The 23102-nt window shown below is 70.8% G+C and carries 14 protein-coding genes and 1 pseudogene; 3 read left to right on the forward strand and 12 right to left on the reverse strand.

Annotated features, from left to right (window positions below; all coding sequences use genetic code 11):
* Positions 1-5: 5 nt before the first annotated feature.
* From DFJ67_RS43545 to DFJ67_RS40270, 7 genes are all read right to left on the reverse strand, one after another.
* The gene (locus tag DFJ67_RS43545) at positions 6-1103 is read right to left on the reverse strand and encodes an IQM protein middle domain-containing protein (RefSeq protein WP_203784264.1); all 1098 of its coding nucleotides are present in this window, start codon (positions 1101-1103) and stop codon (positions 6-8) included.
* Positions 1081-1422, reverse strand: coding sequence for a WXG100 family type VII secretion target (locus DFJ67_RS40245; protein WP_116074703.1), 342 nt, complete (start codon positions 1420-1422; stop codon positions 1081-1083). Before DFJ67_RS40245 ends, DFJ67_RS43545 begins: the two co-directional genes overlap by 23 nt.
* Before the next feature lie 4 nt (positions 1423-1426).
* Positions 1427-1852 (reverse strand): YbaB/EbfC family nucleoid-associated protein, encoded by a 426-nt coding sequence (locus DFJ67_RS40250; protein WP_116074705.1) that lies wholly within the window; start codon positions 1850-1852, stop codon positions 1427-1429.
* A gap of 82 nt (positions 1853-1934) precedes the next feature.
* A complete protein-coding gene (locus DFJ67_RS40255) occupies positions 1935-2459 on the reverse strand; it encodes a hypothetical protein (protein ID WP_147315792.1) in 525 nt (174 codons plus the stop codon).
* A gap of 14 nt (positions 2460-2473) precedes the next feature.
* On the reverse strand, positions 2474-8221 hold the full coding sequence (locus DFJ67_RS40260) for a ThuA domain-containing protein (RefSeq protein ID WP_239097545.1): 5748 nt from the start codon (positions 8219-8221) through the stop codon (positions 2474-2476).
* A 215-nt stretch (positions 8222-8436) separates the two neighbouring features.
* Positions 8437-9168: an SDR family NAD(P)-dependent oxidoreductase gene (locus tag DFJ67_RS40265; protein ID WP_116074710.1), complete on the reverse strand. Its 732-nt coding sequence runs from the start codon at positions 9166-9168 to the stop codon at positions 8437-8439.
* A complete protein-coding gene (locus tag DFJ67_RS40270; protein ID WP_239097544.1) occupies positions 9165-9647 on the reverse strand; it encodes a GNAT family N-acetyltransferase in 483 nt (160 codons plus the stop codon). Before DFJ67_RS40270 ends, DFJ67_RS40265 begins: the two co-directional genes overlap by 4 nt.
* A gap of 29 nt (positions 9648-9676) precedes the next feature.
* Here DFJ67_RS40270 and DFJ67_RS40275 point away from each other — a divergent pair.
* Positions 9677-10842: pseudogene (locus DFJ67_RS40275) on the forward strand (epoxide hydrolase family protein).
* Positions 10843-10854: 12 nt separating this feature from the next.
* Positions 10855-12291 carry a pyridoxal-dependent decarboxylase gene (locus DFJ67_RS40280; RefSeq protein WP_239097542.1) on the forward strand — a complete coding sequence of 479 codons (1437 nt, stop codon included), beginning with the start codon at positions 10855-10857 and terminating at the stop codon, positions 12289-12291.
* A 736-nt stretch (positions 12292-13027) separates the two neighbouring features.
* Here DFJ67_RS40280 and DFJ67_RS40285 read toward each other — a convergent pair.
* The 5 genes from DFJ67_RS40285 to gltB form a co-directional block, all read right to left on the reverse strand.
* Positions 13028-13492, reverse strand: coding sequence for an RrF2 family transcriptional regulator (locus tag DFJ67_RS40285; protein WP_116074716.1), 465 nt, complete (start codon positions 13490-13492; stop codon positions 13028-13030).
* Between the two features lie 36 nt (positions 13493-13528).
* A complete protein-coding gene (locus DFJ67_RS40290) occupies positions 13529-14410 on the reverse strand; it encodes an acyl-CoA thioesterase (RefSeq protein WP_116077223.1) in 882 nt (293 codons plus the stop codon).
* A gap of 14 nt (positions 14411-14424) precedes the next feature.
* Positions 14425-15876, reverse strand: a complete 1452-nt coding sequence (pyk, locus tag DFJ67_RS40295; protein WP_116074718.1) for a pyruvate kinase — start codon at positions 15874-15876, stop codon at positions 14425-14427.
* Between the two features lie 194 nt (positions 15877-16070).
* The gene (locus DFJ67_RS40300) at positions 16071-17546 is read right to left on the reverse strand and encodes a glutamate synthase subunit beta (protein WP_116074720.1); all 1476 of its coding nucleotides are present in this window, start codon (positions 17544-17546) and stop codon (positions 16071-16073) included.
* Entirely contained in the window at positions 17539-22095 is a 4557-nt protein-coding gene (gltB, locus tag DFJ67_RS40305) for a glutamate synthase large subunit (RefSeq protein ID WP_116074722.1), read from the reverse strand. Before gltB ends, DFJ67_RS40300 begins: the two co-directional genes overlap by 8 nt.
* Positions 22096-22244: 149 nt before the next feature.
* Between gltB and DFJ67_RS40310 the strand changes: the two genes are divergently transcribed.
* The gene (locus DFJ67_RS40310; protein ID WP_239097541.1) at positions 22245-23084 is read left to right on the forward strand and encodes a GNAT family N-acetyltransferase; all 840 of its coding nucleotides are present in this window, start codon (positions 22245-22247) and stop codon (positions 23082-23084) included.
* Positions 23085-23102 lie beyond the last annotated feature (18 nt).

A 23102-nucleotide genomic window follows, 5' to 3' on the forward strand; every position in this document is an offset into this window, starting at 1 on the left:
TCCTCCTAGAAGAGCCGGCCGCCGTCCCAGCCTTTGATCGGGACGTTGGTGAGGCCGTTGCGTTTGAACTCGGCGTCGAGGTTGGCCATGTGGCTCGGGTCGGGCTGGTAGTGGCCACTGCGAGCCGTCGCCTCGATGACCTTACCGTCCTTGACCACCAGCTCTCCCGCGGACGCAACCGGCTGGCCGCCGCCCAGGGTCGAGTGGTGGAAGTCGCCGACCTTCTGGTAGGTCGACGCGTACATGTTGCCGTTCTTGTCCATCACGAAGATCGCCTGGTTGTTGCCGCTGAAGGCGGTGTTCGAGTTCTGCGTGTCGAACGGCTTGCCGTCCTTGGCGCTTCGCATGATGCCGTTGTCGTCGATGAAGACGCGGTGCTGCTCCAGCTCCTCGGGGCTGAGGCGGCGCACCGGCGTCGCGAACGGGCCTCCGCCGGGCAGGTGCTCGTTCTTGTATTTGTCGAGCATCGGCTTGGTGTTGTGGTAGCGGGGCGTGGTGTGCGGGCCGGGCACGCCGCCGCGCGGGCGCGGCACGCGGCCGCCGGGGCCCTTGCCCTTGCGGGTGAAGCGGCGCAGCAACGTCTTCGCGCGCTTCAGGAGCCGCGGGATGATCTCCTTGGTGACCTTCTCGACGACCTCCTTGGTGATGCGCTGGATCGCGGCCCGCGCGATGCCGATCGAGATCGGGACCTCGGCCATCGACGCGCCCAGCGTCGGCACCGCGGCCGCCACCGCGATCGCCACCTGGACCACCAGGATGGTCAGTTGGACGATGACCAGGATCTTCTGGGTCAGCGTGATGATCGCCATCACCAGCAGCGCCATGCCGATGAGCTCGGCGGCCTCGGCGCCGTCCGCGATGCGGCGAGGCGCGCCCTCTTCGCCCCGCCACAGGTCCGAGAAGGCCGTGACGTCGTCGCCGCTGTTGGTGCTGAACACCTGGGCCGCGCCCGCGTCCGCCTGACCGGCGGAAGCCCGCAACTGGCCGGCGAACGTCATCCACATCTGCGACGCCTGGAACAACAGCTCCTCGTCGGCGGTGGGCCAGGTGAAGCCGACCCAGCCCAGCGCCTCGGCGAGCTCAGATGGCAGCTGCAGGCCCACTGGGCAGCTCCATCCTGGTGAAGAGGTCGGTGTTCTCGGTCTCGACCTGCTCGTAGGAGTCGGCCTCGTAGTTGAGGTTCTCCGACGCCTCGAGCAACTGGTCGGCCATCGAGCGGTAGCAGTCGAGGGCGTGGGTCAGCACCTCGACGTAGACCGCGCCGAAGATGGAGCCGGCCTCGTCGGAGCCCCAGGGGTTGCCGGAGCCGGTGACGGTGCCGTCGAGGCCGGTCACCGACGTGCCGAGTTGCTGGCCGGTCGCACCGAGCGAGCCGGCCGCGGAGCGCAGCGCCATGATGTCGACCCGGATCCCGTCGGACATCGCGTCAGCCCCGGTCCATCCGTCGCGTGATGGCGTCGAGGTCGCCGATCATCTTGTTGAAGCCGCGGTAGGCGTCTTCGGAGACGCGCTCGAGCTGCTTGGTCAGGGCCGCGGTGTCGGGTGTGCCCACTGCCGCGGTCCGTCGGGTCCGTTCGTCGTCCTGCGCCGCCCGCACGGCCTCCACGACGAACTCCGCGACGTCGGCACCACCCGCACGCAACAGCCGCGGGTCGATGACGAGCGACTCGAGCCGGCCGAAGGCCGACACCTCCGCCTCCACCTGGCCGTCGGCGGCCGAGCCGTGCCCGAAGAGCTCGAGTGGTGGCGCATCAGCCGGCGGCGTACCCCCGCCACTGGCTTGGTTCAACAGCCGCATCGCTTCTTCCAGCGACCGGCCCAGCCCGGACGGATCGATGCCCGGCATGCTCATTGGCTCACCCTCCCCCGATGACGGGAAGGAGACTATCAATGGCCGACAGTGGACTGATCACGGCCGGCACGGCTAACGACGCCTAAACCCGCCGCCGCGTGCGGGACTGTGCGATCGCGCCGAGGACGAGAACCACGAGGACAACCCCGCCCAGCCACCACAACCAGCCAAAACGGCCGGTCAGCGCGGAACTCGCCTTGCGTTCGGCCGGCGGCACCGGCGGCATCTGCTGCGCGACCCGGGCCTCGATTTTGGCCGATGCCTTGCCGGCGTGTGGCGCCGGCGCGGTCACCGCCACGTTCCACGAACCCGGCGTCAGCACCGCGCCGCTGGTGTAGAAACCACGCCCCTCGGCCGACGGGTTGAGCTGGATCGGCCCGACCGTCCGGCCGCCCTCGCCGGTCGCGGTCAACACCAGCCGGACGCCCGTCTCGACCGGATGCTTGTCCTGCGTGTAGAGCGCCCGGACCGTCACGCCCCCCGCGCCGTCGCCGGCGACGTCGAGCGTGACGGGTCCGTCGTGCGCGTAAGCGGGCAGGCCCGGGACGAGGGCCATCAGTGCGGCCACCACAACGGCGGCGGCGGCGGCGAGTCGTAACACCCTCATCCCGGGCCTCCTCACTACTTCAGCGGTCCGCCGGCGACCTGCCGGGCCGGATCACCGTCGACGCGACCGGTGCCGGCCAGCGACTTGCCGCCGTTGGCCTTCTTGCCCGCACCGTTGGGCGGCGTGCCGCCCAGCCGCACGATCATCGCGTCGGCGTCGCGGACCAGGACGGCCCGCACCTCCGCGTTGGGCACCAGCGACGTGTCCGACGCGAGCTCCCGGAACGCCACCAACTGCTTGATCGCCTTGTTGTCGTTGCCGTTGGCCTCGGCGTCGCGCGCCGCCTGGAGCTTGGCCCCGAGCTGCTTGTGCGCCTTCTGCGTGAGCCAACTGGTCGCCTTGAAGCGGTCGAGCAGGAACTGCATGTCGCGGAACGACGTGGCGACGTAGAACCGCACGGTCGACGTGGTGACGTTGCCGGCCTTGTCGGTCGCGGTCACGGTCAGGTCGTGCAGGCCGAGCGGAAGCTCGAACATGGCCTGCAGCTTGTTGGCCGGGTAAGCCGCGCCGTCGAGCGTGCCGACCACGCTCTTCAGCCCCGACGTCGGGTCGACCGCCTGGTAGGTGACCCGCACGTCCTGGCTGTCACCGTAGAGCTGGCCGTCGGCCAGGCCACCGATGATGACCGTCGGGCGAACGCCGTCGATCTTGATGATCGCCGATTTGAGCGTCTCCACGTTGCCGGCCGTGTCGGTGGCCCGGTAGAGCAACTCGTGTGAGCCGTCACCAGAGACATCAACCGGCACGGTGTACGGCGTCCAGGCGCCACCGTCCAAGGCGTATTGGATGGAAGCCACTCCGGAGCCGGCGTCGGTCGACGTCAGCGTGACCGGGACGGCACCGTTGTGCCAGCCGTCGTCGGTCGCCGGAGCGAAGGTCGCCGCGGTCACCGGTGCGGTGCTGTCGATCTTCACCGCGACCGACTTGCCGGCCTCCACATTGCCCGCCACGTCGGTGGAGCGGAACCGCACCTCGTGCGCACCATCGCCGGACACGACCACCGGACCGGCGTACGCCGTCCAGGTTGTCGCCCCGTCGAGCTGGTATTCGGTGCTGGCCACCCCACTGCCGCCGGCTTCGTCAGCCGCCGTCAGCGTGACCGTCGCCGGACCGGTGTACCAGCCCGCGGTCGCCGTGCCCGACACCGCGGCCGTCGTCACCGGGGCGGTGGTGTCGTCGGGCTCTTCAGCGCCCGTCGAGACGTGGAAGTAGTCGAACGAGATGGGCTTCGACGCGGTCTGCGCCGCACCGAGGCTGAACACACCGATCTTCGGCGCGCCCGCCACCGCCGCGTTGGTCAGCGTCTCCGGGAACGTGGTCCAGGTGGTGCCGTCCGCGGAGTAGGACGCCGTATAGGTGTCGCCCACCTTGGCCAGCCGCAGATACCACACCGCGTTGGTCAGGTTGGTGACCTGCGGTTGCGGGTTCTGCACCACAGCGGCGATCTCGCTGCGGAACTCGATCCGCCGCGCGACCGGCTGGCCGACCGTGTTGTCGGCGATGAAGTCGAACTTGATGTAGTTGTCGTCGTCGCCGTACACGATCAATCCGCCCTGCTGGTATTGCTCGCTGAGCTGGCTGCCGTCGACCTTGGTCTCCAGCGTCCAGTCTCCGGCGGGCGCGCCCTGCAGGATGAAGTTGGTCGGCCCGGTGTTGTTGCCGGTGTAGATGTCGCCGTTGGGCACGTTGATCGTGAGCTGCCCACCGCCGACCTGGTAGGCGGTGGCGTCTTCGCGGACGACCGCGTCCCAGCGGCACTTGTCGAGTGCGCTGCCGTCGAACTCGTCGTTCGGGTCGGCGTCTTCACCGAGCTCGTCCGGCGAGATCTGGAACCAGTCGAACTGGGCGTCGGTCACCGGCGCGGCGGTGCCGCCGTTGACCGCGTACAGCCCGATCTTGGGGTTGTTGATCCCGGCGAGCGAAGCGGAGCGGCCGGCCGGCGTGTAGGTCACGCCGTCGGTCGAGAACGCACCCGTCAGGTTGGTGCCGTCGGACGTCAGCCGCAGGAACACGGTGGTGATGTCGGTCGGGGTCGGCGCGCTGTCGGCCGCCTCGTTGCGCGGCACGCTGGCCGTCTGGCGGATGAACTCCACCCGCTTGTAATCGGCGAACAGGAAGTCGAGCTTGGCGAAGTTGGCGTCGTCGCCGTAGAGGATCAGCCCGGCCTGCTGGTAGTTGGCGGTGAGCGGCAGGGTCACCTTGGTGGTGGCCTGCCAGGCACCGCCGGGGGTCGGCTGCAACACGATGTTGCCGGCGTCGGCCCGGGTGCCGTAGAGGTCGGCCGCCTGGGTCGGCAGCCGCAACGCGCCACCGGAGACGGAGTAGGCCTGGGTCTCCCGGACGATCGTGCTCCACCGGTCACGGTCGAGCGTGGTGCCGTCGAAGTTGTCCGAGCGCGCCCCGAAGCAGGACGTGTTCGGCGCTTCGACCCGGACCGGAACCGTGGCGTACGCGTTGGCGCCGCGGCTGTCGGTCACGGTGAGGGTCGCCGTGAACGTGCCGGGCGTGGTGTAGGTGTGCGAGGCGTTGGCCGTGTTGGCCGTGCCGCCGTCACCGAAGTCCCACGCGTACGTCAGCGGGTTGTCGCCCTCCTCGTCGGTGGCCGTGCCACTGAACTCGACGACCAACGGCGTGGTGCCGGTCGTCGGGTTGCCGGACGCGGTGATCACCGGCGGCGCGTTGTCGGTCACGCCGCGGCCGAGGAAGTCGACCCAGTTGACGTTGAACACGGAACCCTGGCCCGTGTCGCCCTCGGGGTTGCGGGCGATGAAGAACAGCGGCCCGCTGGTGGTCGGCGGGTCGGTCAGGGCCAGCGTCGTGTCCACGTAGGACTGCCAACCGCCCGTGCCCGGCACCGCGACGGTGCCGACCAGCGTGCCGTCGACCGCTCCCGACCTGACCTCGATCCGGCCGCCGTTGACCGCCGACGCGGTGCGGAACCGCAGGCTGGTGATGCCGGTCAGGTTGGCCGGGTCGAACGTCCAGTAGTCACCGTCTTCGATGAAGCCGATGTTCTGGAAGCCGCCCTGGCTGTCGGCGGTGGTCTCCCGTTGCACGCCCGGGTCGCCGCCGCCGATGCCGTTGGGTGCCCGGCCGGTCTCCGCGAAATACTCCGCCTGCTTGCGCTTGGGCTGGAGCTGCTCGAGGTCGCGACCGGTGAGCGGGCTGGAGCCGCCGACACCGCCGTTGTCGGTGTAGGTCGCCTCGAACACGCCGAACACGTTGGCGTCGGCACCGTGGCCGGAGGCGAGCGCCGTCTGGATCGTGCCGGTGCAGCCCATCTGGCTCTGCAACGGGTGGGCGTGCTCGTCGTGACCCAGGTAGTACTGGAGCTTCACCCGGGCACAGTCGATCGTGCCGTCTTCCGGGTCGGTCACGGTGACCGTGTATTCGACCTGGTCGCCCCAGTTGAAGAAGCCACCGTCGGGCGGGAACGTGATCGACACGGTCGGTGCCGTGTTGCCCACCGTGACCGGCACGTTGGCCACCGCGGTGCGGCCGCCGGGGTCGGTGACCGTGAGCTGTGCGGTGTAGTCGCCGGGTGCCGCGTACGTGTGCGACGGGTTGGGTTCGGTTGACGTGCCCCCGTCACCGAAGGTCCAGGCGTAGGTGATCTCCTCCTCGTCCGGGTCACGCGACCCGGCGCTGGAGAACTGGACGGTCAGCGGGCTCGGCCCGGACGTGGGTGTCCCGGACGCGACGGCGATCGGTGCCCGGTCGCCGGCGACGTAGTCGATCCGGTAGATGCCGGAGTCGTCGTTGTTGCCGCCGAACCCGGTGCCCCACTCGATCATGTAGAGCGCGCCGTCGGTGCCGAACTCGAAGTCCATCGGCCGCAGGAACGACATCCCGGTCAGCAACTGGTTGATGTCGACCACGGAGTGTGCGTCGTCGGAGAGCTGGAACGTGTACATCTTGTTCTGGTTCCACTCACCGAACATGGCCTTGCCGTCGTAGTAGGCCGGCCACTTGCGGTCGGACGTGCTCGCCGCGTCGTAGCGGTAGACCGGGCCACCCATCGGCGCGCCGCCGCCACCGATCTCCGGGAACAGCGGGTTGCCGCTGTAGTCGTAGTCGATGGTCGGTGCGATCGCCGGCGGCAGGTTACGCAGGCCGGTGTTGTTGGGCGAGTCGTTGACGATCGCCGCGCAGTTGAACTTCGCGCCGCTCGGGCCGCTCGGGAACGTGTAGTCGTTGTAGGCGTAGTTGTTGCCGTGGCAGTAGGGCCAGCCGTAGAAACCGGGCTGCGCCACGATGTTCCACTCGACCGTCCCCTCCGGACCCCGGTTGGGGTCGGCGGCGCCGGCGTCCGGGCCGTAGTCACCGAGGACCAGCGTGTCGGTCTTCGGGTCCATGCCGAGCCGGAACGGGTTGCGGAAGCCCATCGCGAAGATCTCGGGACGGGTCTGCGCGGTGCCCACCGGGAACAGGTTGCCCGCCGGGATCGTGTAGGTCCCGTCGTCTTCCGGGTGGATCCGGATCACCTTGCCGCGCAGGTCGTTGGTGTTGCCCGCGGACCGCTGCGCGTCGAAGTCCTGCCGACCCGGCCGCTCGTCGATCGGGTTGAACGAGTTGGACTCGAACGGGTTGGTGTTGTCACCGGTGGCCAGGTAGAGGTTGCCGGCGCTGTCGAAGACCATGCTGCCGCCCGCGTGGCAACAGGTGTTGCGCTGCGTGTCGACCTGGAGGATCACCTTCTCCGTGGCCAGGTCGACGGTGTTGCCACTGACGGTGAAGCGCGACACGTAGTTGCGCGGCGCCCCGCCGTCCGGCGCGTAGTAAAGATAGATCCAGTTGTTGGTGGCGAAATCTGGATCCAGGCGTACGCCGATCAGGCCGTCTTCGTTGCCGGTGAACACGTCGAGCGTGGCCGCGGTCGTGGTCAGGCCGGTGGTCGGCGAGATGACCTGGAGCCGCCCGTCGCGCTCGGCGTAGAACACCCGGCCGTCGGGCGCCACGTCGAGCTCCATCGGGTTCTGCGTGTTGCTGTCCAGCGTGACCTTCTCGAAGCTGCTGGTCTTGCTGGCCGAGCAGTCGGCGTCGACCACGCCCGCGGTGGTCTCGATGCCACCGAGCAGGTGGTTGAGATAGTTGGGCTCCGAGTAGGACTCGATGGTGTGCCCGCTGCCCGTATACCAGGAACGGCCACCGTCGAAGTCCTGACACCACGCGGTCGGGTGGTCGGCGCCCATCGCGCCGGAACCGGGTGCGTAGCTGGTCTCATCAAGGCTGGCCAGCACGTGTACGGTGCCCCGCGGGTTGGTGCGGAAGTTGTACCATTCGTCGAAGCGGTTCCACTTCTGCGGCAGGCCCGCGGTCGACGGGTGCGCCGGGTCCTCGACCTTGATGGTGGCGTTCTGGTTGCTCGGGTGCGCCGAGAAGTAGGCACCGACGAGCTGGCCGTACCAGGCCCAGTCGTATTCGGTGTCGGAGGCCGCGTGCACGCCGACGTAGCCGCCACCGGCCCGGATGTAGCGCTCGAAGGCCGCCTGTTGGTCGGCGTTGAGCACGTCGCCGGTGGTGGAGAGCCAGACGACGGTGGCGAAGGTGGCGAGGTTGGCGTCGGTGAAGGCCGCCGCGTCCTCGGTGGCCGTCACGGAGAAGTTGTGCTCAGCACCGAGCTGCTGGATCGCGGCGATGCCCGCCGGGATCGAGTCGTGCCGGAAGCCCGCGGTCTTCGAGAAGACCAGCACGTTGTAGGGCTCACCGGGTGCGGCTGCGGCGCGGGCGGGCGCGGGGCCCGCGACAAGCACGCCGAGCACCAGGGCGAGGCTGGCTGCGAGGCTGATCAGAGGTCTGAAAGATCGGCGAATGACGGGCACGAAGGCGCTCCTCCGTATGCGGTGATGGCCCGGATGCTCGGCTCGCCGAAGACCGAATTCCCGGGTTGAAGGGTTGCTGCCCGTCGATTAACCCTTGTAGATCAAGGTGAAGACAAGTCTCCAACGATGTATTTCCATGTAACGTTTGAGTAACGTCACCGTCCGCCAGCGACCCGGATCGTCGCACCGGTCACATAGGACGCTTCGTCGCTGAGCAGCCACGCGATGGCCGCGGCGACCTCGTCGGGCTGGCCGGCGCGGCCGAGCGGGGCGTTCGGGCCCAGCCGGTCGGCCCGCCCGGGCTCGCCGCTCTGGCTCCCGTGGAAGTCCGTGTCGATGATTCCCGGTGACACCGTGTTGACCCGGATCCCCTCGGGACCGAGCTCCTTGGACAGGCCCAGCGTGAGCGCGTCGAGGGCCGCCTTGCTGGCGGCGTAGTGCGGATATTCGAACGGGCTGCCGAGCGTCGCGGCCGCCGAGGAGACGTTGACGATCGCGCCGCCGCTCTTGAGCTGGCGGGCGGCCTCGCGGGCGCAGAGGATGGCGCCGACGACGTTGACCTCGACGACCCGGCGCAGGTCGGCCTCGTCGAGATCGGCGAAGCGGCCGATCCGGCTGCCGACGCCGGCGTTGTTGACCAGGCCGGTGACCGGGCCGAGCGTCTCGGCCGCCTCGGCGAAGAGCTTCTCGACCTGTGCGGCGTCGGCGGTCTCGACGGCGATCGCGCGTGCCCGGCCGCCGTTTCCGGTGATCTGGTCGACCACTGTCTTCGCGGCGCCCGCGTCGCTGCGGTAACCGACCGCCACGGCATGGCCGGCCTCCGCGAGCCTGCGGGCGGTGGCCGCCCCGATGCCGCGGGATCCGCCGGTGACGATGGTGACCTTCATGAGCCGAGCTCCAACCGTGCGTAAACCTTGTCGCCGCGCGGTTCGAGCGCCGCGCCCGCGCGGCTCAGCACCGCCTGCGCGGCCCGGTTCGCGGGCGTCGTGTCGGCTCTGACGGTACGCGCGCCGGCGCGCCGGGCCTCGTCGAGGAGGGCTGTGAGGGCTTTGGTGCCCAGCCCCTGCCCGCGGGCCGAGCGGGCCAGCCACATGCCGGTCTCGGCGGTGTGACCGTCGTCGTCGAGGGTCAGCCGGATCATGCCGACGATCGTGCTGTCGACGTCGATCGCGAACATCACCGTGCGCAACGGGCCGGCAAGGCCGGGTTGGCGCTCGCGGTGGAACGCCCGGAAGAACTCCTGGCGGGAGCCGGTCCAGCCCGGTGGGCCCTCGACCGGCGGGATGACCTCTTCGGGCGTGGCCTCGGCGACGGCCACCGCCAGTAAGCGCTCGGTGAGGGCGTCGTCGAGCGGAGTCAGCTGCACTGTCACACCTTAGAACTAGCGTTCGGTGCATGACGCGGCCATTTCTCGTCGATGTCCCCGACGCCGTGCTCGACGACCTGCGGGCCCGGATCCGGGCCACGCGCTGGCCGCCGCCCGCGCCCGGGGCGCCCTGGGAGCAGGGCACCGATCTGGGCTACCTGCGCGATCTGCTCGACTACTGGGCGTCCGGGTTCTCGTGGCGCGACGCCGAACGCCGCTTGAACGCATACCCCCAGTTCGTCGCCTCGGTTTCGGGGGTCGAGATCCATTTCGTCCACCAACGGGCGGTCGGCGGCGGTGGGGTGCCGCTGGTGCTGACCCACGGCTGGCCGAGCGCCTTCGTCGAGTTGCTGCCGCTGGTGTCACGGCTGACCGATCCGGTGGCGCACGGCATCGCCGGGCCGGCGTTCGACGTCGTGGTGCCGTCGCTGCCGGGCTACGGCTTCACGCCGCGTCCCGCCGGCCACGCCGTCACCACACGCGACGTCGCCGGGCTGTGGCACGGGCTGATGGCCACGCTGGGCTATCCCCGCTACGGCGCGCACGGCGGCGACTTCGGTGCCGGGGTGGCGACCTGGATGGCGCTCACCGAGCCTGAGCGGGTCACTGGCATCCATCTGACCACGCCGGAGGTCTCGCCCTACCTCGGGCCGGGTTCGGCGCCGCTGAGCGAGGCTGAGCGGGCCTATGCCGACCAGGTGGCGGCGTGGGACAGCACCGAGCGGGGCTACTCGGCGATCCAGAGCACCCGGCCGCAGACGCTGGGCTACGGGCTGACCGACTCCCCCGCCGGGCTGGCCGCCTGGATCGTGGAGAAGTGGCGGTCCTGGGGCGACACCGGCGGCGACGTCTCGGGCCGGTTCGGCCGCGACTTCCTGCTCACGCTGCTCACGATCTACTGGGCGACCGGGTCGATCACCACGTCGATCCGCGACTACTACGACAACCGCTGGCACGGCCCATCCGTCGGGCCGGGCACGCGGGTGGCCGTCCCGACCGCGATCGCGGCGTTCGCCAACGAGTTCGTGCCCGAGGGGCTGCCGCCGCCGTCGTGGTCGTCCCGGCTCTACGAGGTCCGCCGCCGCACGGTGTTCCCGCGCGGCGGGCACTCGCCGCGGTCGAGGAGCCCGACCTGGTGGCGGGAGACATAGCGGCGTTCTTCGCGACCGTGTTGCGCGACGGGGGTGATGCTTGATCGACTCAACCCATGGCAGGGCACATGACCGCCGACGAGTTCCGCCGGCACGGGCACGACCTGGTCGACTGGGTGGCCGACTACTGGGAGTCGGTGGGTTCGCTCCCGGTCCGGCCGACCGACCCACCGGGTGCGGTGGCCGCGCGGCTGCCCTCCGACCCGCCCTCGGAGGGTGACGGCTTCGCCGGGCTGCGCGCCGACCTCGACCGGGTGGTGCTGCCCGGGATGACGCACTGGCAGCACCCGGGGTTCTTCGCCTACTTCCCGGCCAACACGTCGGGGCCGAGCGTGCTGGGCGACCTGGTCGGCGCCGGCCTCGGGGTGCAGGGCATGCTCTGGGCCACCGGGCCGGCCGCGACCGAGGTCGAGACGGTGATGCTCGACTGGCTGGCCACGCTGCTCGACCTGCCGGCGCGGTTCCGGTCGACCTCGACCGGCGGCGGCGTGATCCAGGACTCGGCGTCGTCGGCGGCGCTGGTCGCGACCCTGGCCGGGCTGCACCGCGCCGGCGGCGGTGCGTGGCGCACCGACGGGATCGGCTCGGCGCGCTACACGGTCTACACCTCGACCCAGGGGCACTCGTCGATCGAGAAGGCGGCCCGGATCGCCGGGATCGGTTCCGCGGCCGTCCGGCAGATCGCGGTCGACCAGGCCACGCTGGCGATGGACCCGGCGGCACTGCGCGCCGCGCTGTCGGCCGACGTGGCCGCGGGCGCCCGGCCGGCGGTCGTCGTGGCGACAATCGGCACCACGTCGACCACCGCGGTCGACCCGCTGCCGGAGATCGGCCGGATCTGCCAGGAGTTCGGCGTCTGGCTGCACGTCGACGCCGCCTACGCGGGCGCGGCCGCGGTCTGCCCGGAGTTGCGGTGGAGCCACGCTGGCCTGGAATACGCCGACTCCTACTGCTTCGACCCGCACAAGTGGCTGCTGACCGGCTTCGACTGCGACGCCTTCTGGGTAGCCGACCGCGAGGCCCTGGTCTCCGCCCTCACGGTGATGCCGGAATACCTGCGCAACGCGGCCACGGAGACCGGCGCGGTGATCGACTACCGCGACTGGAGCGTGCCGCTCGGCCGCCGTTTCCGGTCGCTCAAGCTCTGGTTCGTGCTGCGCTGGTACGGCGCCGCCGGCCTGCGCGACCACATCCGATCCGGGGTTTCGCTGGCACAGCGGTTCGCGGCGTCGGTGGCCGCCGACGACCGCTTCGAAATCGTGGCGCCGCACCCGTTCTCGCTGGTCTGCTTCCGGCTACGCGCCGGCGACGAGGCATCGGAGGCCCTGCTCGAGCGGGTCAACGCGACGGGCCGCTTCTACCTGACCCACACCAAGGTCAACGGCGCCTACGTCCTGCGCCTCGCGATCGGGGCGCCACAAACCGAGGAGTCCCATGTGGACGCCGTGTGGGACCTGCTCGCCAGCACCGCGACCGAGATCCTGGCGCAGTAGGCCGTTGCCAGCTAGGCCTCACCCCCGGGAGGAGGTGTCGCCTATTTGGCAGCAGAGCGAGAGACCTGGGCGGCGGGCCGCTCAGCAGGGCCGAAAGGGACGGCGGGGACGTTGGGCACGGAACCGTCGATCAGACGCAACCGGTCAATCGGGATCGGAGCCGGGCCGGAGATGGTTCGATGTCCGTACCCGCGGCGGTCCGAGATGCGACCTCCGGACCGTCGTGGGCCAACTTCCGGCCCTTGAGTGCCCGGCGACGGCAGCCCCTGCGCCGGTCTCCGATCGCGATTGCCGTGGCCCTATTTGCTGCGCGGCCAGGTCGAGCAGCAAATGAGCCGCCGACGCGGACTGGCGCGCTCGGTGGAGCCCGGCCTGCGACCCGCGGCCGATCTCGCCGCGGTAGGGCATGTCCGCGCAGGCCCTACATAACAAAACATGTAGCCACATGATTTGTCATGTAGGCCGCGACAAGAGGGTCGGCACCGCCGCGGGCCAATGCAAGGCCACCCAGCCTCGTTGCAAAGCAACGGCAACCGCCAGGACCGCCGGCCCGGGCCTCCAACCAGGGGCGAAATCGGGCCGAGGCAGCCAGGACCGCGGACCCGGGCCACCGACCGAGCGGGCGGCATCAGACCGAAAGGCCAGGACCGCCGGCCGAGGCCCGGACCGAACAGTCGGGATCAAGCCCAGACCGCCACCACCACCGACCCAGCCCCGGACAGAACGGTCGAAAAGATCAGGCCCAGGCGGCCGGGTCGGCCGTCAGGTCGCGTACGCGGTCGGGCAGTTTGCCGTTTGCCACGTCGTGGATCGAGACCAGGTCGAGGATCTCGCGCTCGCTGGCCCGCAGGGCGATCCAGACCTCCTGGAGCGCCGCCGCGGCGCCCCGGTAGCCCAGGTCTTCCGGGCGCTGGCCGCGGACGTTGGCCAGCGGGCCGTCGATCGCCCTTATCACCTGCCCCAGCGTGATCTCGCGGGCCGGCCGGGCCAGCCAATAGCCACCCTCAGGGCCCCGCTGGGCGTGCACCAGCCCCGCCCGGCGGGTCTGCAACAGGATGCTCTCCAGGAACTTGGGTGGGATGTCCTGTGCCTTCGCCACCTGCTCCGCCGTCATCGGCGTGGGGCCGTCGTTCCGGTCCGCGCTCGCGGCCAGTTCCGCCATCGCGCGTAGCGCGTAGTCGACCCGTGCGGACAATCGCATGGCACTAAGCCTATCGGGTGGATAGAAACGAAAGGATCATGCACCCACGCGGCGGAGCAGGCCCTCCTGGACCGCCGTCGCTATGTTGGCGCCCTCGACCGTGAACATGCGGCCCGTTGCCAGGCCGCGGCCGCCGGAGGCGGAGGGGCTCCAGCAGTCGTAGAGGAACCATTCGTCGGCCCGGAACGGGCGGTGGAACCACAGCGCGTGGTCGAGGCTGGCCCCGATCACGCCGCCCGGGCCCCAGACCTCGCCGTGCACCGACAGGACCGAGTCGAGCAGCGTCATGTCGGAGGCGTAGGCCAGCGCGCAGGCGTGCAGCAGCGGGTCGTCGGGCAGTTTGCCGTCGATCCGCATCCAGACCCGCTGGTGCGGATCGGGCAGGCGGTCGCCGGGTGGCACCCAGCCGGGCTCGCCGACGTAGCGGACGTCGAGCGGCCAAGGGGCCGCGGTCCAGATGCCGAGCCGCTCCGGGTAGCGGGCCAGCTTCTCCCGCATCGTCGGCAGTTCCTCGGGGCCGGGCACCGCGAGCGGCGCCGGCGCCTGGTGGTCCAGGCCTTCTTCGTGCCGGTGGAAGGACGCCGACATGAAAAAGATGGTCTTGCCGTTCTGGACCGCGACCGAGCGGCGGACCGAGAACGAGCGGCCGTCGCGGATGTTCTCGACCTGGTATTCGATCGGCTGGCCCGACTCGCCCGGCCGCACGAAGTAGCCGTGCAGCGAGTGCACCGTGCGGCTCGGGTCGACCGTGCGGCCGGCGGCCACCAGGGCCTGGGCGGCCACGTGGCCGCCGTAGACCCGTTGGAGCCCGACGACCGGGGTGATGCCGACGAACGTGTGGTCGTCGCGCCGTTCCAGGTCGAGCAGGCTGATCAGGTAGTCGACGGCCGCCTGCCCGGAGGCCACGCCATCGGGCATGGGGACGTCTCCGGTCACGGGGTGTGGCGGGCCACGGTGGCGGGGTCGACGAGCGAGCCGATCAGGTGGACGCGCAGCGTGTTGGTCGAGCCGGGAGTGCCGGGCGGGCTGCCGGCGACGACCACCACGTAGTCGCCCGGCTCGGCCCGGCCGAGGCCCAGCAGCGCCTGGTCGACCTGGCGGAACATGTCGTCGGTGTGCTGCACGAACGGCATGTGGAAGGTTTCCACACCCCAGCACAGCGCGAGCTGGGCACGCACCTCGGAGACCGGGGTGAAGGCCAGCAGCGGCAGCTCGCAGTGCAGCCGGGCGAGGCGGCGGACCGTGTCGCCGGTCTGCGAGAACGCGACCATGGCCTTGGCGCCGACCGCGCGGGCCACGTTGGAGGCCGCGATGGTGAGCGCGCCGCCGTGGGTGCGCGGGTCGTGCTGGAGCCGGGGCACCGGCATGCCGCCGCCCTCGGTGGTCGAGATGATCTTCGCCATCGTGCTGACCGCGAGCACCGGGTATTTGCCGACGCTGGTCTCGCCGGAGAGCATCAGCGCGTCGGCGCCGTCGAGCACCGCGTTGGCGACGTCGGAGGCCTCGGCGCGGGTCGGGCGGGCGTTTTCGATCATCGAGTCGAGCATCTGGGTGGCGACGATGACCGGCTTGGCGTCTTCGCGGCACATCTGCACGGCGCGCTTCTGCACCAGCGGAACCTGGTCGAGCGGAAGCTCGACGCCCAGGTCGCCGCGGGCGACCATGACGCCGTCGAACGCGTCGACGATCTCTTCGAGCCGCTCGACGGCCTCGGGCTTCTCCACCTTGGCCAGCACCGGGCGGCGCACGCCGACCTCGTCCATGATGTGGTGGACCAGCTTGACGTCGTCGGGCGAGCGGACGAACGACAGCGCCACCAGGTCACAGCCGAGGCGCAGCGCGAAGCGCAGGTCTTCGGTGTCCTTCTCGGACATCGCCGGCACGCTCACCGCGACGTTGGGCAGCGAGACGCCCTTGTTGTTGGAGACCGGGCCGCCCTCGATCACGAGCACCCGGATGTCGTTGCCGGTGACCTCGGTGACCTCGACCGCGACCTTGCCGTCGTCGATCAGCAACCGGTCGCCGGGCTTGACCTCCTGCGGCAGCTTCTTGTAGGTGCAGGAGACCCGGTCGGCGGTGCCCTCGACGTCGTCGCTGGTGATCACGACGGAGTCGCCGGTGCGCCAGATGTGCGGGCCGTCGGCGAAGCGGCCGAGGCGGATCTTCGGGCCTTGCAGGTCGGCGAGGATCGCGACCGCGCGGCCGGCCGCGTCGGCGGCCTCGCGCACGAGCTTGTAGACCGCTTCGTGGTCGGCGTGGTCGCCGTGGCTGAAGTTGAGCCGTGCCACGTCCATCCCGGCGTCTACGAGACCGCGAATCCGCTCTGGTGATGCGACTGCGGGCCCAAGCGTGCAGACAATTTTCGCGCGGCGTGTCACGCCCATGAGGCTAGTCTCTTTCCCGGATCGTCCTCGTAACCGGCTTCTGTCGGGAATCCGAACAGTTGCCGTCACCGCCGTCATCTACCGCCGGTGACCGTCAGCGAGCCTACTCGCGCAGCCCCGCCGACGGCACCTCGGGTGATCCGTGCCGAAGGTCCAAATCCGATCACGTAGCGTATTCACTTAATGACAGTGGATCAGGCCGCGAGGGGCTCCGCGGCCGGGTCCACCGGCGTCGGCAGCTCGCCCTCGCCGCCCAGGTAGGAGTGGATCGCCGACGCGGCCGCGCGGCCCTCCGCGATCGCCCACACGATCAGCGAGGCGCCGCGGTGCATGTCGCCCGCGACGAACACACCGTCGGTGCCGGTCTGCCAGTCGGGGCGGGCGTCGATCGCGCCGCGCTGGTTGCGGTCGAGCCCGAACTGGTCGAGCAGCGGCTGCGGCTCGGTGCCGTCGAAACCGATGGCCAGCAGCACCAGGTCGGCCGGCAGCTCGCGCTCGGTCCCCGGGACGATGTGGATGCGGCGGTGACCGTCGACCTTGGTCACCGACACCTCGGCGATCCGCACCGCCCGCACCGCGCCGGTGCCGTCGTGCACGAACTCCTGCACGCCGACCGCGAAGTCGCGCTCGCCGCCCTCTTCGTGTGCCGGGTAGTTGCGCAGGATCCACGGCCAGGTCGGCCACGGGTCGCGGGCCTCGTCGCGGACCGCGGGCGGCTCCGGGTAGAGGTCGAGCTGGTAGACCGCCGCGGCGCCCTGCCGGTGGGCGACGCCGAGGCAGTCGGCCGCGGTGTCGCCGCCACCGATGATCACGACGTGCTTGCCGGCGGCGTCGATCGGCGTGGTCTGCTGGAGCCCGGCGGCCACCCGATTGGCGGGCACGAGATGATCCATTGCCAGGTGTACGCCGCGCAGGCCGCGCCCCGGTGTCGCCGGCGTGTCGCGGCTCAGCAGCGCGCCACAGGCCAGCAGCACCGCGTCGTATTCGGCGCGGAGCTGGTCGGCGGTGACGTCGACACCGACGTTGACGCCGGTCTCGAAGACCACGCCCTCGGCGACGAGCTGCTCGAGCCGCCGGTCGATGTGCTCCTTCTCCAGCTTGAAGTCGGGGATGCCGAAGCGCATCAGGCCGCCGACCCGGTCGTCGCGCTCGAAGACCGTGACGGCGTGCCCGGCGCGGGCGAGCTGCTGTGCCGCGGCCAGGCCCGCCGGGCCCGAGCCGACCACCGCGACCCGCTTGCCGGACGCGTGCCCGGCCGGCTGCGGCGTCACCAGGCCGAGCTCGAACGCCCGGTTGGCGATCTCCACCTCGACCTGCTTGATCGTCACCGCCGCGCCGCCGGCGATGCTGAGCACGCAGGAGGCCTCGCACGGCGCGGGGCAGAGCCGGCCGGTGAACTCCGGGAAGTTGTTGGTCGCGTGCAGCGACTCGGCCGCACCCGCCCACTGCCCGGTGCGGACCAGGTCGTTCCAGTCCGGGATGCGGTTGCCCAGCGGGCAGCCGTGGTGGCAGAACGGGATGCCGCAGTCCATGCAGCGGGTGGCCTGCTCGCGGATCAGCCCGTCGTCGGCCGACGGGTAGACCTCGCGCCAGTCCTGGATGCGGACCGGCACCGGCCGCCGCGCGGGGAGCTGACGGTCGTGGTGCAGGAAACCTTGCGGATCAGGCACGTGCTACCTCCATGACAGCCGCGTCGACGTCATGGCCGGCAGCCTCGGCGGCCCGAATGACCGACATGACGCGCTTGTAGTCGCGCGGCACGACGGCGGTGAACTCGCGGGCCGCTTCCGGCCAGCGCTTGAGCAGGTCTTCGGCGACGGCCGAGTCGGTCTCCTCGAAGTGCCGCTGCACCAGCTCCTGGAGGGTGACCTGCTCGTCGTCGGTGAGCGGGGTCAGCTCGACCAGCTCCGGGTTGACCCGGGTCGTGTCGGCCTGCCACAGGTAGGCGGTGCCACCGGACATGCCGGCGGCGAAGTTGCGCCCGGTCGGGCCGAGCACGACGACGGTGCCGCCGGTCATGTATTCGCAGCCGTGGTCGCCGACGCCCTCGACCACAGCGGTGGCGCCGGAGTTGCGCACCGCGAACCGCTCGCCGACCCGGCCCCGCAGGAACAGCTCGCCGCCGGTCGCGCCGTAGAGGATGGTGTTGCCGGCGATGATCTGGGTCTCCGCCTCGAACGGCGCGTCGACGTGCGGGCGCACGATGACCCGGCCGCCGGACAGGCCCTTGCCGACGTAGTCGTTGGCGTCGCCGTGCAGCCGGATGGTCACGCCGCGCGGCAGGAACGCCCCGAACGACTGGCCGCCGGTGCCGACCAGGTCGAGCTCGATCGTGTCGTCGGGCAGCCCGTCGCCGCCGAACCGCCGGGCGACCGCGCCGCCCAGCATCGCGCCGACGCTGCGCTGGTCGTTGCGGACCGCGACGGTGGCCCGCACCGGCGTGCCGTCTTTCAGCGCCGGCTCGGCCAGCTTCAGCAGCTCGTTGTCGAGCGCCTTGGCCAGGCCGTGGTCCTGCGCCTGGATCCGCCGCCGGGCCGCGCCCGCCGGCAGGTCGGGCACGTGCAGGACCGGCGACAGGTCGAGCCCGTTGGCCTTCCAGTGGTCGATCGCCGGCACCAGGTCGAGCAGCTCGGCGTGACCGACGGCCTCGTCGATGGTGCGGAAGCCGAGCTGGGCCAGGTAGCCGCGGACCTCTTCGGCCAGGAACTCGAAGAACGTCTCGACGAACTCGGGCTTGCCGGTGAACTTCTCCCGCAGCTTCGGGTTCTGGGTGGCGATGCCGACCGGACACGTGTCGAGGTGGCAGACCCGCATCATCACGCAGCCGGACACGATCAGCGGCGCGGTGGCGAAGCCGAACTCCTCGGCGCCGAGCAGCGCCGCGACGATCACGTCGCGCCCGGTCTTGAGCTGGCCGTCGACCTGCACGGTGACCCGGTCACGCAGGCCGTTGAGCAGCAGCGTCTGCTGTGTCTCGGCCAGGCCCAGCTCCCACGGGGTGCCGGCGTGCTTGAGCGAGTTGAGCGGGCTGGCGCCCGTACCCCCGTCATGGCCCGAGATCAAGATGACGTCGGCCTTGAGCTTGGCGACGCCGGCCGCGACGGTGCCGACCCCGACCTCGGAGACCAGCTTGACGTGCACCCGGGCGGCCGGGTTGACCATCTTGAGGTCGTGCACGAGCTGCGCCAGGTCTTCGATCGAGTAGATGTCGTGGTGCGGCGGCGGCGAGATCAGCCCGACGCCGGGGGTGGCGTGCCGGGTCTTGGCGATCCACGGCCACACCTTGTTGCCGGGCAGCTGCCCGCCCTCGCCCGGCTTCGCGCCCTGCGCCATCTTGATCTGGAGGTCGTCGGCGTTGACGAGGTATTCGGTGGTGACGCCGAACCGGCCGCTGGCGACCTGCTTGACCGCGGAGCGGCGCTCGGGGTCGTAGAGGCGCTCGACGTCTTCGCCGCCCTCGCCGGTGTTGGACTTGCCGCCCAGGCGGTTCATCGCGACCGCGAGGGTCTCGTGCGCCTCCGCGGAGATCGAGCCGTAGGACATCGCGCCGGTGGCGAACCGCTTGACGATCGTGCTGACCGGCTCGACCTCGTCGATCGGCACCGCCGGGCGGTCGCCGGTGCGCAGCCGGAACAGGCCGCGCAGCGAGCCGGCCTTCTCGGCCAGCCCGTCGACGGTCGCGGTGTAGCGGGCGAAGATGTCGTCGCGCCGGCTGCGGGTGGCGTGCTGGAGCAGGAACACCGTCTCCGGGTTGAACAGGTGCAGCTCGCCCTCGCGGCGCCACTGGTATTCGCCGCCGACGTCGAGCCGGCGGTGGCTGCGCTCGGCCTCGTTGGCCGGGTAGGCGCGGGCGTGCCGGGCGGCGATCTCGGCGTGGATGTCGGCCAGCCGGGCGCCGCCGATCCGGCCGGGCGTGCCGGCGAAGTAGCGCTGGACCAGCCGGTCGTCGAGGCCAACGGCTTCGAAGACCTGGGCGCCACAGTACGAGGAGACGGTGGAGATGCCCATTTTGGACATGATTTTGAGTACGCCCTTGCTGAGCGCCTTGACGTAGTTGCGGATCGCGTCGGCCGGCGCGACCCCCGTCAGCGCGCCGGTCGCGATCAGGTCCTCGGCCGACTCGAACGCGAGGTAGGGGTTGAGCGCCGCCGCGCCGTACCCGATGAGCAGTGCCGCATGGTGCACCTCGCGACAGTCACCGGACTCGACCACCAGCGCGACCTGGGTGCGGGTCTGCTCGCGCACCAGGTGCTGGTGGACGGCCGCGGTGAGCAGCAGCGACGGAATCGGCGCCAGGTCGGCGGTCGAGTCGCGGTCGGAGAGGACCAGCACGCGGACGCCGTCTTCGATCGCCTCGGAGACGTGCCGGCAGATCTCGGTGAGCCGGGCCTTGATGCCGGCGGCGCCGTTGCGCAGCGGGTAGAGGCCGGAGACCCGGACCGCCTTGAAGCCGGGCAGGTCGCCGTCGTCGTCGACGGACAGCAGCTTGGCCAGCTCGTCGTTGTCGAGCACCGGCCGGGGCAGCACGATCTGCCGGCAACTCGCCGGGCCCGGGTCGAGCAGGTTGCCCTCCGGGCCGATGGTCGACGACAGGCTGGTCACCAGCTCTTCGCGGATCGCGTCGAGCGGCGGGTTGGTCACCTGGGCGAAGAGCTGGTGGAAGTAGTCGTAGAGCAGCCGCGGCCGGGTGGACAGCGGCGCGATCGGGGTGTCGGTGCCCATCGAGCCGAGCGGCTCGGCACCCGACCGCGCCATCGGGCCGACCAGGATCTTGAGCTCTTCCTCGGTGTAGCCGAACGTCTGCTGCCGGCGCTGCACCGAGTCGTGCGTGTAGACGATGTGGTCGCGGGCCGGCAGGTCTTCGAGGTCGATCAGCCCGGCGTGCAGCCAGTCGTCGTAGGGGTTGCTGGCGGCCAGCTCGGCCTTGATCTCGTCGTCTTCGACGATCCGGCCCTCGGCGGTGTCGACCAGGAACATCCGGCCGGGCTGGAGCCGGCCCTTCGCGACCACCGTGGCCGGGTCGAGGTCGATGACGCCGGCCTCGCTGCCGAGCACGACCAGGCCGTCTTCGGTGCGCCACCAGCGGCCGGGGCGCAGCCCGTTGCGGTCGAGCACGGCGCCGACCAGGGTGCCGTCGCTGAACGCCACGGAGGCCGGGCCGTCCCAGGGCTCCATCAGGCTGGCGTGGAAGCGGTAGAAGGCCCGGCGGGCCGGGTCCATCGCGGTGTCGTTCTCCCAGGCCTCCGGGATCATCATCAGCACGGCGTGCGGCAGGTCGCGGCCGGCGAGGTGGAGCAGCTCGAGCACCTCGTCGAAGTTGGCCGAGTCGGACGCGGCCGGCGTGCAGACCGGGAACAGCCGGCGGATGTTGCCCGGCAGCTTCGCCGAGGCGAGCAGCGCCTCGCGGGCGTTCATCCAGTTCTTGTTGCCCCGGATGGTGTTGATCTCGCCGTTGTGCGCGATGAAGCGGTAGGGGTGGGCCAGCGGCCACGACGGGAACGTGTTCGTCGAGAACCGGGAGTGGACCAGGGCGATCGCGCTGCGGACCCGGCGGTTGGTCAGGTCCGGGAAGAACGCGGGCAACTGGTCGGGGGTGAGCATGCCCTTGTAGACCAGGGTGCGGGCGGACAGGCTCGGGAAGTAGGCCGGTATTCCGCGCTCGGCCGTCTCGCGCTCGGCCTGCTTGCGCACGCAGAAGGCGACCCGGTCGAGGTCGAGGCCGCTGATCGGGGTGCCGGCCGGGCCCTCCGGGCCGTCGTGCAGCCGGTGCGCGGCCAGGAAGACCTGCCGGATGCGCGGCCGGACCAGCTCGGCAGTGGTGCCCAGGCCGTCGGGCTCGACGGGCACGTCACGCCAGCCGAGCACCTCGGCGCCCTCGACGATCGCGTATTTCTCCACGACGGTGACCGCCTGGGCGGCCTCGACGTCTTCGGTGGGCAGGAACACCAGGCCGGTGGCGTAGAAGCCGGCCGGCGGGAGGGTGAAGTCGACGCTGGCCCGGAGGAACTCGTCGGGCACCTGGATCATGATGCCGGCGCCGTCGCCGGTGTTGGGTTCCGCGCCTCGGGCACCCCGGTGGTCGAGCCGGCACAGCGCCGAAAGCCCCTTCGCCACGACATCGTGGGAGCGGCGGCCGGCGAGGTCGGCGACGAACGCGACACCACAGGAGTCACGCTCGTTCTCCGGGTCGTATAAACCCTGGGGATGCGGGAATGCCACCGGGCCTCCACGGTCGTCTGGTCACACAGATTTCAGGTTCGGGACGACGTCGGCCCTGCTGGGTCTTCTGAGTTTACGTGAATAGCGGCCCTCATCCGCCAGGACGTATTGATCACACGCCCAGGATCTGAGATGTGTACTCTCGCGCGGTGACCATCCCCGATCCTGCACTCCTGCACCGGCTAGAGGCCTTCTACGACGGCCTGCCCCGGTTCACCGCGCATGCGGAGGAGTTCGGCGGCCTCGTCCTGTTCGTCCGGGACGGTGCCGGCTGGCCGTTCTATGCCCGTCCGCGCCTCGGCGGTGACGAGCCTCCCTCGGCCGCCGACGTGATGGCCGCCCGGGCCCGGCAGCGCGAGTTGGGCCTGCCAGAGGCCTTCGAATGGGTCCACGAGACCACCCCTGACCTGCTCGCGGTCGCCCGCTCGGCCGGGCTGGCCGTGCTCGAGGCCCCGCTGATGGTGCTCGACCCGGCCAAGCTGCCCGACGTGACGCCGCCGGGCGTCCGGTTGCTCGACCCGGCGTCGACCACCTTCGCCGCGGACACCGAGTTGTCCCGCGCGGTGGCGGCAGTGGGATTCGGCACACCCGGCACGGAAACGGGCGCCGGCGGTGTCGCGGAGCGCGACGCGACCCGGATCGAGCTCGACGCCGGAGCGGTCGAGGAGGAGCGCCGGGCGATCGCGGCCGGGCGCCGGTTCACCGCCGTGGCGGAACTGCCCGACACCGGCCCGGTCGCCAGCGGCATCGGCATGCGGGCCGGCGACGTGGTGGAGATCGCCGGGGTGGCGACGCTGCCCGCGTTCCGCCGCCGGGGGCTCGGAGCCGCGCTGACCCTGGCGCTGGCCCGGCAGGCCCTCGACTCGGGTGCCGGCGTGGTGTTCCTGTCGGCCAGCAGCCTCGACGTGGCCCGGGTCTACTTGAAGGTCGGCTTCCGGCGGGTCGGCACCGCCTGCATCGCCGAGCCCGCGGCGGTCGAGGCTCCGTAAAGCTGGACAGCTCTCTTA

It is taken from the genome of Asanoa ferruginea, from assembly GCF_003387075.1.
GTDB lineage: Bacteria > Actinomycetota > Actinomycetes > Mycobacteriales > Micromonosporaceae > Asanoa > Asanoa ferruginea.